The 13,507-nt window shown below is 51.4% G+C and carries 13 protein-coding genes and 1 pseudogene; 9 read left to right on the top strand and 5 right to left on the bottom strand.

The genetic code is table 11. From position 1 onward, the window contains the following. Positions 1 to 260 precede the first annotated feature (260 nt). Entirely contained in the window at positions 261 to 899 is a 639-nt protein-coding gene (locus ACTS3T_RS13230; RefSeq protein WP_462935189.1) for a HEAT repeat domain-containing protein, read from the top strand. Positions 900 to 901: 2 nt separating this feature from the next. Then, the gene (locus ACTS3T_RS13225; RefSeq protein ID WP_462935133.1) at positions 902 to 1,912 is read left to right on the top strand and encodes a putative 2-dehydropantoate 2-reductase; all 1,011 of its coding nucleotides are present in this window, start codon (positions 902 to 904) and stop codon (positions 1,910 to 1,912) included. Here ACTS3T_RS13225 and psb29 read toward each other — a convergent pair. Beyond that, the gene (gene psb29 / locus ACTS3T_RS13220; protein ID WP_462935132.1) at positions 1,909 to 2,637 is read right to left on the bottom strand and encodes a photosystem II biogenesis protein Psp29; all 729 of its coding nucleotides are present in this window, start codon (positions 2,635 to 2,637) and stop codon (positions 1,909 to 1,911) included. The two genes, ACTS3T_RS13225 and psb29, sit on opposite strands and share 4 nt — an antisense overlap. A 108-nt stretch (positions 2,638 to 2,745) precedes the next feature. Here psb29 and ACTS3T_RS13215 point away from each other — a divergent pair, with 108 nt between their 5' ends. Beyond that, positions 2,746 to 3,381, top strand: a complete 636-nt coding sequence (locus tag ACTS3T_RS13215) for a CpcT/CpeT family chromophore lyase (protein ID WP_462935131.1) — start codon at positions 2,746 to 2,748, stop codon at positions 3,379 to 3,381. Here the strand turns inward: ACTS3T_RS13215 and ACTS3T_RS13210 are convergent. Both ACTS3T_RS13210 and hemF read right to left on the bottom strand, forming a co-directional pair. After that, positions 3,378 to 3,737: an STAS domain-containing protein gene (locus tag ACTS3T_RS13210; RefSeq protein ID WP_462935130.1), complete on the bottom strand. Its 360-nt coding sequence runs from the start codon at positions 3,735 to 3,737 to the stop codon at positions 3,378 to 3,380. The two genes, ACTS3T_RS13215 and ACTS3T_RS13210, sit on opposite strands and share 4 nt — an antisense overlap. A gap of 418 nt (positions 3,738 to 4,155) precedes the next feature. Continuing rightward, a complete protein-coding gene (gene hemF, locus ACTS3T_RS13205) occupies positions 4,156 to 5,184 on the bottom strand; it encodes an oxygen-dependent coproporphyrinogen oxidase (protein WP_462935129.1) in 1,029 nt (342 codons plus the stop codon). Between the two features lie 282 nt (positions 5,185 to 5,466). Here hemF and ACTS3T_RS13200 point away from each other — a divergent pair, with 282 nt between their 5' ends. From ACTS3T_RS13200 to ACTS3T_RS13175, 6 genes are all read left to right on the top strand, one after another. Further along, positions 5,467 to 6,021, top strand: coding sequence for an SRPBCC family protein (locus ACTS3T_RS13200; RefSeq protein ID WP_462935128.1), 555 nt, complete (start codon positions 5,467 to 5,469; stop codon positions 6,019 to 6,021). 148 nt (positions 6,022 to 6,169) lie between these two features. Continuing rightward, positions 6,170 to 7,246: an Mrp/NBP35 family ATP-binding protein gene (locus ACTS3T_RS13195; protein ID WP_462935127.1), complete on the top strand. Its 1,077-nt coding sequence runs from the start codon at positions 6,170 to 6,172 to the stop codon at positions 7,244 to 7,246. 1 nt (position 7,247) lies between these two features. Continuing rightward, positions 7,248 to 8,510: a rod shape-determining protein RodA gene (gene rodA, locus ACTS3T_RS13190; protein ID WP_462935126.1), complete on the top strand. Its 1,263-nt coding sequence runs from the start codon at positions 7,248 to 7,250 to the stop codon at positions 8,508 to 8,510. A gap of 117 nt (positions 8,511 to 8,627) precedes the next feature. Further along, positions 8,628 to 8,816 (top strand): NAD(P)H dehydrogenase subunit NdhS, encoded by a 189-nt coding sequence (locus tag ACTS3T_RS13185; RefSeq protein WP_462935188.1) that lies wholly within the window; start codon positions 8,628 to 8,630, stop codon positions 8,814 to 8,816. Positions 8,817 to 8,847: 31 nt separating this feature from the next. Then, positions 8,848 to 9,501, top strand: coding sequence for an HAS-barrel domain-containing protein (locus ACTS3T_RS13180; RefSeq protein WP_462935125.1), 654 nt, complete (start codon positions 8,848 to 8,850; stop codon positions 9,499 to 9,501). Positions 9,502 to 9,539: 38 nt separating this feature from the next. Continuing rightward, a complete protein-coding gene (locus tag ACTS3T_RS13175) occupies positions 9,540 to 10,736 on the top strand; it encodes an NAD(P)/FAD-dependent oxidoreductase (protein ID WP_462935124.1) in 1,197 nt (398 codons plus the stop codon). 159 nt (positions 10,737 to 10,895) lie between these two features. Here the strand turns inward: ACTS3T_RS13175 and ACTS3T_RS13170 are convergent. Continuing rightward, positions 10,896 to 11,597: pseudogene (locus tag ACTS3T_RS13170) on the bottom strand (MutS-related protein); the annotation flags it as partial. Then, positions 11,587 to 13,507, bottom strand: a 1,921-nt coding sequence (gene mutS / locus ACTS3T_RS13165) for a DNA mismatch repair protein MutS (RefSeq protein WP_462935123.1), incomplete at its 5' end; no start/stop codon positions are given. The pseudogene ACTS3T_RS13170 and the gene mutS, both read right to left, overlap by 11 nt.

Genomic DNA, 13,507 nt, shown 5'->3' with positions numbered 1-13,507 from the left:
TAGGGTTTAGCTGTCGCGTCTAAGGTTAAGACACTCAAATTGCTGAAAGCTGCTGACAGAAACCCTTTTGTTCTGTCTTCTGCTTTTGGCCTTTTGTCTTTAACCTTGTATGTTGAGGAAGGAAGCCGTAGACCGATTTATCCGAAATGGTTGCCATCCCTGATAAGCTGGCAAATCGAGTGCCGATATCGGCACTGCCAAATTTTAATCGCCTACCTGGTACACCGCCACTAACCAGTTTGAGTATGGGTATGGGTTCAATGTCTCAAGATCAGCCAATCAGTCTGCTTATTCAGGCGGTAGAGCAAGCCACTTCACCTGTAGCGATGCTGACAGCAGTCAGCGCCTTAGCAGCAGCCCGCCACCCAGAAGCTATTCCCACGCTGATAGAAGTTTTGGGATTTAATAACCCAGGGGCAGCCGTGGCGGCTGTAGCAGGCTTGACTGACTTAGGATCGGCGGCTGTTTTACCGCTCCTCAAGCAGCTAGATGATCACAATTATGGAGCCCGGGCTTGGGCAATTCGCACGTTAGCCAATATTGGTGATCCGCGATCGCTAGACGTGTTATTGGAGGCGGCTACAACAGACTTTGCCCTAAGTGTTAGACGGGCGGCGGCTCGTGGTTTGGGCAATTTAACCTGGACACAACTGCCAGCAGTAGACGTGCCCAACGTTCAGGCTAAGGCGGTGGCAGCCCTGTTGCAGACCACTCACGACTCTGAATGGATTGTTCGCTATGCGGCTGTAGCCGGGTTACAAGCCCTGGTTCAACACCTCAGATCAGACGAATTGCGCAAAGAGATTCACCAGCGTTTAGAACAGTTAGTAGCTACTGATGCGGTCGTCTCTGTCCAGGCGCGATCGCAGTTAGCTTTGTCAAATTTAGGTCTAGCGTAACCATGTCTTTGTCTGCTTCAACCTGGCCGATTCAGCCGCCGCTAAGCTATGCCATTCTGGGCACCGGGGCAATTGGGGGTCTCTATGGCGCTTGTTTGCAGCAGGGCGGGGCTGAGGTTCACTTTCTACTCCATCGCGATTACGAAGCTGTGAAGCAGCATGGACTCTATCTAGAGTCTATCTGGGGAGATATTGCGCTGCCTCAGGTGCAAGCCTATGCCACGCCCCAAGCCATGCCGACAGTAGATGTGGTGGTTGTGGCGCTAAAAACCACTCAAAATGCATTACTCCATGAACTGTTGCCCCCTTTGTTGGGGCCACAAACGGTGGTTTTGATTTTGCAAAATGGTTTAGCCGTAGAAGCTACAGCGGCTGCGATCGCGGGAGCCGATCGCATTCTCAGCGGTCTTTGCTTTGTCTGTTCTAATAAAGTGGGGCCAGGGCATATTCGCCACCTCGACTATGGCACAGTCATGCTGGGGCAATACAGCGAAGCACACCAGCCTGCTGGCATAACGGCGGCTATGCAAGCGATCGCTCAAGACTTTGAACAGGCTCAGATCCCGCTGCAATTAACAGCCGATCTGTATATGGCTCGCTGGCGCAAACTGGTGTGGAATATTCCTTTTAACGGCCTCTCAGTCGTCTTAAACGCCACTACCCAAGAAATGATGTTAGATACTAACATCCGGCAGTTAGTCCAACAGATTATGGCAGAAGTTGTCGCCACGGCTAACGCTTGTGGAGCTAAGATCTCTCCAGGACAAAGCCGCTCTCTACCCGCCAGCCTGATTCAAGAGATGCTCACCCAAACAGAGCAGATGAAACCTTATCGCACAAGTATGAAAATCGACTTCGACTCTGGCAGACCTTTAGAACTAGAAGCGATTTTAGGCAATCCCCTCAAAGCAGCGATGGCAAGCCATTGCTCAACGCCCCGCATTCAAATGCTTTATCAGCAACTACAGTTTCTAACTCACCGTCAACTCGCTTCATCGGCTGATTGCGCTTAAGGCTTAGAGTCTTCTATAGAAGGTTCTTCAGCTTCTGTAGGGGTGGCAGTGGCAGCTTTAGCCTGCTCTCGCTGTAGCCGCTTTTTGCGGTCAGCCTCAAGAATATCTTTCATTACAGCCTGAGCCTGACTAATTTTTTCTAAATTGCTGCGATAGAGGTCAAGGTCTTTTTGAACCTTATCGTCAGCAATATTGAGGGTTGCACAAACCTGCATAAATAACTCGGCTCGCTGCTTATCGTTTTTAACGAATTCTGGATCGATAGTTTCAACCAGCGTATACAGCCCAATTGCCATCAGACGGCTATACTTGTACTTCTCGTTATGGGCGATCGCTTTTAACGTATCCCAAGGCTGCTGATCAGCAGACGAGTCTATATTTTGGATCTGTGCCTTAAAGTCTTCAATTGAAAGTGTCGCCACCGATTGTTTAATCTGGGCAGCATCCGCTTCAAACTGCTGGGGATCGCGCTCAATCGATTGACACAACGCCTGAAAAATAGACGCCCGATCCTGGCTAGGCTCGTAGCCCTGCATAAAGCGCTCAAAGGTGGTGACTACGCCAAGCGCGTATAGTGGATCATAGACAAAGTCCACATTGACAGACAGCAGATGCATCTCGACCATCAGTTCTTCGACAACGCGGCGATAAATAGAATGGATGGGACGCGTATGGCGAGCGTAAAAAGCACGCTTTGTGTCAGAAACAGTGCGGACGTTGTTCACAGTAGAAAGCTAGCGAGTGTGTGATTCCATTCTCTACTTTAGCGTCCCGTTTGCCAAGCAAGCAGGGGGGCTGCTGTAGAGAGCCTATCTCTTGCCCCCCTTTGCCCCATGCCTTTTTCTCCTAACTTGCTTGCCCTAAGCTGTGCCCTGGCTGGCGAATTTGAAAACCGCCAACAAGCCCTAGACGAACCTGCCTGGTACGTTCATCTTCGGGTTTGGCAAAGACCTATCCCTAGTTTTATAGGGACATGGCCGACACTGTTTATCGAGCAGGTTAGCGTAGCGGCAGGTCATCCCCCCTACCGTCAGCGGGTGATTCAGCTAAGTGAGACGGCAGGACAAATTAAGGTACAGTTTTTTGCGCTCAAAGCGCCGTCGCAGTTTTGTGGAGCCGCTCTTAACCCTGAAAAACTGCAAACGCTCACGGCTGAAGATTTGATTCTACTGCCGACTTGTTGTTTAGCGGTGGAGGTGCAGATGTCTAACGAAACGCAATTCGCGGTCAGGGCTGAAATGCTAGAAAATACAATAGGGACTTTTGACTATCAAGGGCAAACCCGCTATATCAAGCTAGGCTTTGAACTAAAAACTCAGCAGCAGGCGGCGATTAGCCAGACCCAACTGCTGAGCTATGACAGAGGCGTTGATCCAACGACTCAAAAAATTGTTTGGGGGCCTCGGTTAGGCCCGTTTCACTTGATAAAGCAGCAAGACTATAGTCTAGAGTTTAACTTTGCTGCTTAGCTGGCAATACCTCTGGGAACACCAGAAAGCGCGTCTTCCTCAGTTTCGAAAATTTCAAAAACCGAGTCCATCATCGTCACTTCAAAAACCAGCTTGGCTTCAGGATGCACATTGCAAATCCGGAAGCTTCCTTTCACTTTGTCAGCATCTCGCATGCCAGCAACCAAAGAAGTCAGCCCAGAACTGTCGATAAAGTTAACCTGGCTGAGATTGACGACGACATGAGGGCTAACCCGTGAAATACATTCCTGCAGCTTCAGGCGAAACTGCCAGGCTGTGGTGATATCTAGACGACCCGAAGGCGTCAGGATAATCACGGTTTTTCCATCGTCAGTTGTCAGTGTTTTTTGATCCATGTTCGAGCCGCCACTTTCTCCTATGGAGATTACAGACTCCCTGTTGCTAAGTCGAATATTGAAGGATAGCAACCGAAAACAGCTAGTCGTTGAAGGGCTTCTGATAAGAAGTCGCCAGCGCTAGCCTAGCTGCTGATCGCATACCGATTAGACGTCCAATGAGAGAGGCACAGTTTTAAGTTGCCCAGGTAAACTCACAAACGAACGCTATGTTCTTTGACGAGCTACCTATATTACCGGACGTACCGTGACCTTATTTTCACCTAAGATGTTCCCGAATACTTAAGGGGTCATGCCCACCATAACCAAGCGGCCCCCTCCGTAATGTCAAGGTCGATGCTTTGTTAGCAATCGGCGATCGCCCAACCCAGGCGATCGCTTGAACTGACTTGCTAAGGGGGGCTGGGGGCAGCGGCGTCTAAAGCGGCCAGTTAACCCAATCTTGAGGTTTGAGAAAGACCTCGTATAGCTTAGCTTCGGGCGTTTTGGGTTGTACTGAGTAGTTATATTCCCACCGTACCAGCGGCGGTAGAGACATCAAAATTGATTCAGTACGACCATTGGTTTGAAGGCCAAAGATGGTGCCTCGGTCGTAAACCAGGTTAAATTCCACATAGCGCCCTCGTCGATAGAGTTGAAAATCACGCTGGCGATCGCTGTAATCGAGAGCTTGCCGCTTTTCGACAATGGGCACATAGGCAGGCAAAAAGGCATTGCCGCAGCCTTGGATAAAGGCAAAGAGATCTTCCCATCCTCGGGTTGGCAGTTCACCCACGGCTTGGCTGTGTTGAGCAGCTAGCCCCGCTTGGTCAGGCCCGCGATACAGGTGCCCACGACCATCTTGATAGTCAAAGAAAATGCCGCCAACGCCGCGCGGTTCTTGGCGGTGCTTGAGATAAAAATACTCATCGCACCAATGCTTAAAGGCTGGATAATACTCGTGGTGATGGCGATCGCAAGCCGCTTTTAGCGTTTGGTGAAAATGTACAACGTCTTCTTCAAACGGATAGTAAGGGGTTAAATCAATGCCACCGCCAAACCACCAAACGGGGCCTGCTTCAAAATAGCGATAATTAAGATGAACAGTGGGTATGTAGGGATTGTGCGGATGTAGCACCATTGAGGTACCCGTAGCATAAAATCCGTGACCAGCCGCTTCTGGGCGCTGAACCAAAATAGAAGGCGGTAAACTGTCTCCCCACACCTCAGAGAAGTTGACCCCGCCCTGCTCAAAAATACGACCCTGCTTGATGACTCGCGAACGACCGCCGCCGCCATCGGGACGCTGCCATTGGTCTTCTTGGAAATTGCTTTGACCATCTAGCTGTTCTAGCTTCTGGCAAATACTGTCCTGCAGCGCCTGCAGAGCTTGACTCACCCGTTTACGAGAATCTTTCGGTGGCAGGACAGCGGGCTGACTTGAAATTTTCGGGAGTGAAGATGTCATAGATGCTGACGCAAAATGTTACCTACAGTAAAAATTACCAAGCAGCCCCCTCCATTTGATGAAAAGATTTGTGACGCTGCTGGTGCTCGTGGCGAGGTCGCCTTCAAGATTTTAGACATCAGGCTGCATCTCTGTGTTGCCTCCAATAGCTGTCTAAAAGCCGGACAGGCATTGTTCGACTAGCGATTTCTGCCTACAAATAGTGGAAATCACGGCCTCATAATTAAAGACTAAAATTGTAGGATCCACAAATCCTCAGCTTCTGCCATCGAGACAGTATCCATGAATTGCTTTTGGTTGAAATGGCTGCGGGGTTGCGTTCAGGCAATTGCCCGTCAGCCCCATACCTATGTCAAGCGATCGCTGGCCAGCACTTACCAAGCGGTCAGTTCCGCCTCAGCAGATGTGCTGTGGCAGGTCGTGGCAAACTTGGCGGATGTCTCCTGGCACCCGCTTTTGAGAAGCACCAACGCTCCCAATGGGTTAATGGCAAAGCCTGGATTAATTTACAAAGCGTCTACGCATTGTTTTCCCTTGCCAATTCATATTTTTGTGGAGCGAGTGGATCACCGCGAACTTTTAAGCGTGCGAGTTTACGTCTTACCCGGACTAGAAGAACGAGTGACCTATCAGATTGAGTCCACGGTTTGTGGCACTCGGATTTTCTATTCAGTGACGTTACGAGGATGGTTGTCTCCTTTGGCCTGGTCGCTGATTCGCCCTCACGCTGCTAAGGTGGCAGCCGCCCTGGCGGATGCGGCTGAGCAAACAGCTAGACAGGCGTTAGTAGGAACCCGACCCTCGACCTCACGCCCTTCTCAAGATTTGCTGGGCTAAGCTCAATGAGCGATCGCTACTTATGCAAAAGCGTTTGAGTATTGACAACATCAATCGCAATAAATTCAACACAAAAAGCTAGGATTGTTAAACATCGTTTGATTGCATGTGACACTTGGCTGGGCTGGGACTTTAAAACTTTTAGTCAATGACAATTTCTTCTTTAAGCAAGGATGCCGTTCTAGACGTATTGCGTCCGGTTCAAGACCCGGAACTGCGCAAGAGTTTAGTTGAACTCAACATGATTCGCAATGTGCAGATAGCAGCCGAAGGGCGGGTGAGCTTTACGCTGGTACTGACGACGCCTGCTTGTCCTCTGCGTGAGTTCATTGTCGAAGATTGTGAGAAAGCGGTTCGTCAACTACCGGGTGTAGCCCAAGTTGAGGTAGAAGTCACCGCCGAAACCCCACAGCAGCGATCGCTTCCCGATCGACAAGGAATTACGGGCGTCAAAAACATTTTGGCTGTGTCTAGCGGCAAAGGTGGCGTAGGCAAAAGCACCGTTGCTGTTAATATGGCAGCCGCCCTCGCCCAAATGGGAGCCAAAGTGGGGTTGATTGATGCCGATATTTATGGCCCAAACACGCCCATGATGATGGGGTTAGACACGGCTGATGTCATGGTGCGCCAGGGTGAGCAAGGGGAAGTGCTGGAACCTGCTTTTAACCACGGCGTCAAGATCGTATCGATGGGCTTTTTAATCGATCGCGATCAACCCGTCATTTGGCGCGGCCCTATGCTCAACGGCGTTATTCGCCAATTTCTCTATCAGGTGCAGTGGGGCGAGTTAGATTATCTCATTGTTGATATGCCACCGGGAACGGGAGACGCGCAACTGACCCTTGCTCAGGCAGTGCCGATGGCCGGGGCGGTAATTGTGACAACGCCTCAGTCTGTAGCGCTTGCTGACTCGCGCCGAGGGCTGAAAATGTTTCAGCAGTTGCAGGTACCTGTGATTGGCATTGTTGAAAATATGAGTTACTTTATTCCACCGGATATGCCAGATAAGCAATACGACATCTTCGGCTCTGGCGGTGGTCAAAAAACAGCGGATGAGCTGAATATTCCTTTATTGGGCTGTGTTCCCTTAGAAATGCCTGTGCGGCAGGGCGGCGATCGCGGTATCCCGATTGTCGTCTATGCACCTGAATCGGCTTCAGCCCAAGCTCTCAAAGCGATCGCCCAGCAAGTTGCCGCCCGTATTTCGGTGGCCGCCCTCAGTTAGCATGCCTCAACCAACCCTGATTAGTAAACGCTGGAAAAAGTGGTTCCAAGCCTGGCAGGAAGTAGACTGGCTGCTGTTTTTGCTGCCTGCCGCCTTAACCGTATTTGCCAGCATCGTGATTACCAGTACTCAGATCAACTTAGAGACAACTGAGTTTGGTTGGAATCACCTGCTTTTAGGCACGATTGGCCTCGTATTAGCGCTGTTGATTGCTCGGATGCGCTACGAAGGTTTACTGAACTGGCAGTGGATTATCTACGGAGCCACCAATTTATCTCTACTTGCCGTTATTTTTATCGGCACCTCTGGATTAGGTGCCCAGCGCTGGATCACAATTGGTGGGTTTAACGTTCAGCCATCTGAGTTTGCCAAGTTGGGGCTAATTGTTACCTTAGCCTCTTTGCTGCGGAGCAAAGAAGCTTCAACCTTACTGGGGATGATTAAGGCGCTAGCGATTACCTCAGTGCCGTGGGCACTGGTCTTCTTGCAACCCGATTTGGGAACTTCGCTGGTTTTTGGCGCTATCACTATCGGCATGCTCTACTGGGGAAACGCCAATCCTGGCTGGCTGGTGCTGATGATATCGCCGCTTGTAGCTGCGATTTTGTTTCACATCTATTTGCCCGTCTGGCTGGTTTGGGTCGTTGGTATGGGGGTAATTGCCTGGTTGACCTTGCCGTGGCGTTTGCTGAGTACCTTGGCGGCTACAGCTATAAACCTGATTTCGGGCAAATTGGGAGATGTGCTTTGGGGCATACTCAAGGACTACCAAAAGGATCGACTGATTCTATTTTTAGATCCTGATAAAGATCCGCTGGGGGGCGGCTATCACCTAATTCAATCGCGGATTGCAATTGGTGCAGGACAGCTTTGGGGCAGGGGATTACACCAAGGTACTCAAACCCAACTCAACTTTATTCCTGAGCAGCATACAGATTTTATTTTTTCAGCCATTGGTGAAGAGTGGGGTTTTATCGGGGCGATCGCCATTTTGGTTGTATTTTGGCTGGTTTGCCTCCGGTTGGTGATTATTGCCCAAAACGCTAAAGACAACTTTGGCTCACTTTTGGCCATTGGCGTGCTGTCGATGATTATTTTTCAAGTCATTGTCAATATCAGCATGACTATCGGCTTAGCTCCCATTACAGGCATTCCTCTACCCTGGGTCAGCTACGGGCGTTCGGCTTTACTGACTAACTTTATTGCGATTGGCTTGGTTGAGTCTGTGGCTAACCATCGCCATCGGCTCAAATTTACCGACTAGCCCAGTCGGTAGGCAACCGAGCGGCTAGGCTACGCTTTTGTCTAGCTCGAAAAAGCTTACAATCTTTGCTTCTGCCTGTAAGCTTGATTAGTAAAGAACTATCACGACAGCTTGAATATGATTTTGCCAGGTTCTCCCGTTAAAGTTGTGAATCTTGACGACACCTACTACGGTTTTGAAGGCCAAGTACAGCGAATCAGTGACGGTAAGATAGCGGTTTTGTTTGAAGGGGGTAACTGGGATAAGCTGGTAACCTTCAAGCTTTCTGACTTGGAATTGGTCGATAAATCTCGCGGCAAGAAGTAGACAATCTCAAGCGTTGAGACGGCAAACGGGTATGCGTCTTTCCCTCCCGCAGTTTTCTGCTCAAGCTCGACAGGCTGATCATATTGCTGAGGTCATTGAAACAGCGACAACTGAATTTTTGTCGCAGTGTTTAGAGCCTGAAGACCTGAGCTTTCCGGCTATGCCCCCTTTTGGTAGCTGGGTAACCTCAGTTGATGAAGAGTCGGGCAACCAAATTTATGCTGTGGTTTATTACGCTACCACTAGCCCAATTGACTCAGTCCATCGAGCCAGAGCTTTGGGGCTTTCGCTTGAAGAACTACGAGAGCAACAGCCCCAGATTTTTGCCATGCTCAAGACGGAATTTCGTTCGGCCATTATTGGCTTTAAACCTCACGTCGGCGATCGCGCTAGCAATATGGTTTACCAGCACTTGCCACCGCGTCCACCTCAAATTCATCAGGCCGTCTATCGCTGCCCAGCGGCTGACATTATTCACTTCAGCGAACAGCTAGATTTTTTGAGAACGTTGCTAGAGGTACGGGGGGCACCCGCAGATAGTCTGATCGGGGCTACCATTCGCCAAATTTATCAGCTTCGCCAAGCCGATCGCGCGTGGCTGGTGCAAGCTGGCCGCAGTCTTAGCGTTGTTCTCAAAGATGACTACGATCGCCTGCGGGTAATTCTGAATCAAATTCATCCTTAAGGTTCACCCTCTTCAACCGCTCTCAGTAGGAACAGGCCATGAAAACCTATGACTGGATTGTAATAGGCAACGGATTGGCTGGGGCTGCTTTGAGCTATGAACTGGCTCGACAAGCCGCGACGGTACTCCTTATCGATCGCACGTTAGAACCAGCAAGCGCGACCCGCTTTAGCTATGGGGGCATTCCTTACTGGTCGGGGACGACCGACTTGATGCGACAGCTTTGTCGGGAGGGCATTGAACGGCACCGCCAGTTTTCTGAGGAATTAGAGGCAGAAACTCAGTTTCGAGAATTGGATCTGCTGTTAACCGTTAGTCCAGAGCAAGATCCAGCGGCGATCGCCCGCCAATACCAAAAGTTTGAGATCGCACCTCAGCGTCTGACCCCAGCCGAAGCCCATGCCCTTGAACCTCAACTCAATCCTGAGGCGATCGCAGGCGCTTTGACGGTTAAGCATGGTCACGTTGAACCGATGGCTCTGGTGGCTGCTTACAACCAAGCCTTTCGGCGCTTAGGGGGCGATCGCTTAATTGCAGAAGTAACGGGACTGGTGCGCATAGGCGATCGGGTTACCGGAATCACAACCCCTCAGCAAGCCTATGCGGCTGCCAACGTCGTCGTCGCTGCCGGAGCCTTAAGCCGTCAGCTTTTGCAAAAAGTGGGCATTATTGTTCCCCTTTACTTTACTCAGGCTGAGCTGATAGAAACACCTGCCGTTGATTTTTCAATTCGTAGCCTGATCATGCCAGCTGGCTTACGGCGTTTTGAATTAGAAAGTCAGGCTAGCCAACCTGAAGCAGCAGCCCTCTGGCAAGAACCTGAACATCAACTGGCCGCACCCGTTCTCGACGCTGGGGTGATTCAGTTTTTAGATGGGCGGTTGTGTATAGGGCAAATCAGCCGCTTGCTAACCAGTCCGCAGCCATCGGTTGATGCTGCCGCCAGCGAAGCCCAACTGCGCACAGCCATCACCCCTCTACTGCCTGTTTTAGAAGGGGTTCCTGGACGCTGGCACCAGTGCTTAGTCTCCTTTAGCAGTGACGGCTTACCGCTGGCAGGCCCCGTGCCCGGTCTGGAAGGCTTGCAGGTTTTTGCCGGATTTAGCAGCCCCTTTGCGATTTTGCCGCCAACCGCCACTCGCTTAGCGAACTGGCTAATGGGTGAGAACGATGAGCTGATTGAGCAAATGCAGATGAGTCGCTTTGAATCAGGTCTACAAGTGGCAGTTTCTTAACGACCCTTGAGTTTTTTAGTTACTCGTGTAGTCTGGGTGATGGCTGATTTGGCTAATCAATGGGCGTAAAAAAATAGCCGTAGCCAATAGACTGTAAGCCCCTTAAATGGCTGAAAGCCGCTGACAGAGTCTTTTTAGCTATAACAACCTTGGACAGCGTCAACCAAAAATATCTAGCTGCTCAGCAGGGGTTTCGCCAGCCGTAGGTGGAGAGTGGACATTTGTTTTCTGCCGCCCAGATCGGTGACTTTTACGCAAGCCGACAGCGATTTTGCTGTGTTTCTCAATTTGGCCCATAACCTGCTGTGCCCGCCGAATTACCGACGGCGGCAACCCAGCCAAGCGCCCTGCTTCAATCCCGTAGGAACGACTGGCCCCTCCTGGCTGTACCCGGTGCAAAAAAACAATTTGATCGGGCATTTCTTTTACCATCACCTGGTAGTTAGCGACGTTGGCTAAAATTCCGGCGAGTTCATTCAGTTCATGGTAATGGGTGGCAAAAATTGTGCGAGCCTGAATTTCACTCGCTAGGTGTTCTGCCACAGCCCAGGCGATCGATAGACCGTCAAACGTCGCCGTCCCCCGGCCAATTTCATCGAGCAATACCAAAGATTGAGGCGTCGCGTGGTTCAAAATATTGGCTGTCTCATTCATCTCCACCATAAAAGTAGACTGCCCCGTAGCTAAGTCATCTACGGCTCCTACACGAGTAAAAATGCGATCGCAAATCCCCAACCTTGCCGACTGCGCAGGCACATAGCTCCCCACCTGCGCCATCAATTGAATCAAGCCCACCTGCCGCAGGTAGCAGCTTTTGCCACTTGCATTAGGCCCTGTAAGGATGATGAGGTCAGGGGCGGGGATAGGGGGATGGGGGGATGGGGGGATGGGGGGATGGAGTTGCTCTCTTTTGCCCTGCTTGCGTTTCCCGTTCGGCTGCACTCCCCGTCTCCGCCTCTCCGCCTTTCTCCCTCTCCGCGTCTCCCCCTCTCCGCGTCTCCCCCTCTCCCCCTCTCCCTATCTCCCCCTCTCCCCCCAAGGTCGTCGAGTTGGGCACAAAGAACCCAGCAGGCAAGATCTGCTCCACTACCGGGTGCCGTCCGGCTGAAATGTCTAGCGATCGCCCTGCGACCATTTCCGGGCAGCAGTAATCTTTGGCGATCGCTACTTCAGCCAAGCCTGCTAGCACATCCACTGCGGCTACGGCGCGGGCAACTTTACGAATCAGGTCTACGTGCTGTCCCACTTCTTCGCGTAGCTGCACAAAAATCTCGTATTCCAACTTTTGTAGAGCTTCGCGGGCAGTGAGAATCCGATTTTCCCGCTCTTTGAGTTCGGGGGTGATGTAGCGCTCTTCGTTGGTCAGGGTTTGTTTGCGCATATACTCGTCAGGCGCTTGATCGGCTTTAGAGCGAGAAATGCTGATGTAGTACCCAAAGGCTTTGTTAAAGCCCACCTTAAGACTCGAAATGCCGCTGCGTTCTCGCTCAGTCACTTCTAGGTTGGCGATCCACTGCTGGTCAGTTTCTACTTGCTGGCGCAGCTCGTCGAGCTGGGCATTAACGCCTGATCGAATCAGGTTGCCTTCGGTTAAATACAGCGGCGGCGTTTCCACCAGGTGCGATCGCAGCTTTTGTCCCAGCGTTTCTAGTTCTGGGGGAACGGACTGAACGGCTTTGAGATAGGCAGATGAGGTATTGGCGGCGATCGCGGCTAAGTCTGGCAGCTTGGCAAAGGAGTCGGCTAGCGCTACTAGATCCCGCCCGTTGGCAGTACCGGATCCGGCTCGGCCTGCTAGCCGTTCTAGGTCATAAATTTGCTTTAGCAACTGCTGCAAAATGCGGCGGCGGTTGCCGTCTGCCAGCAACTCTTGAATGGTAAACTGCCGTGCCCGAATGCCGTCTAAGCGCAGCAGCGGTTGCAACAGCCAGCGCCGCAAGGCTCGCCCACCCATCGCTGTCACCGTCCGATCTAAAGCCCAAAGCAGCGAACCGCTAAAGGTGCCGTCACGCGCCGTTTGGGTGATTTCTAGATTGCGCCGCGTCTGGTGATCGATCACCAAATATTCTGAGAGCGTGTAGGTACACAGCGGCTGCAAAGGGGCTTGGGTGGCTTTTTGGGTTTCTTCTAAATATTCCACCAATCCGCCCGCTGCCCGTACCGCTAGAGGCAAGTGATCGCAGCCAAAGCCTTCTAGCGATCGCAGCCGAAACCGCTGTAGCAAGCGCTGTCTGGCTTCGCTATGAACAAAAGGAGCTTGCGATCGCAGCGTGTAGCAAAACTGTGGCGGTAAGCAGGCGGGGAGAGCCTCCGATTTTTGTCCCGGACGCAACAACATCCCTAGATCGGGAGCATTGGTCGGCCACAAAACTTCAGCGGGCTGTAGGCGCATTAGTTCTTGAGTCAGTTGCTCTAGGTCGCTAGCCTGAGTTGTAACAAACTCGCCTGTGGACACATCCGCATAGGCCAGCCCCCAATGCAGCCCTGAAACGACCACCGCTGCCAAAAAGTTATTGTGACGAGCGCTCAGCATTCCTTCTTCGAGGACGGTGCCGGGGGTAATCACGCGCGTTACTTCTCGCTTGACTAACCCCTGCGCTTCTGCCGGATTTTCTACCTGATCGCAGATGGCAACGGCAAAGCCTTTTTCGACTAGCTGAATACAGTAGCGATCGAGAGCATGATGGGGAATGCCAGCTAACGGTACCCGCCCGATCGCCTTGCCCGCCTCTTTGCTGGTCAGCACCAGTTCTAACTCACGCGCAATAGTG

This window comes from Almyronema sp. (assembly GCF_052168255.1).
Lineage (GTDB): Bacteria > Cyanobacteriota > Cyanobacteriia > Phormidesmidales > Phormidesmidaceae > Sphaerothrix > Sphaerothrix epifaneia.
The sequence above is the reverse complement of the archived record's forward strand: the minus strand, read 5'-3'. Positions and strand labels throughout refer to the sequence as shown.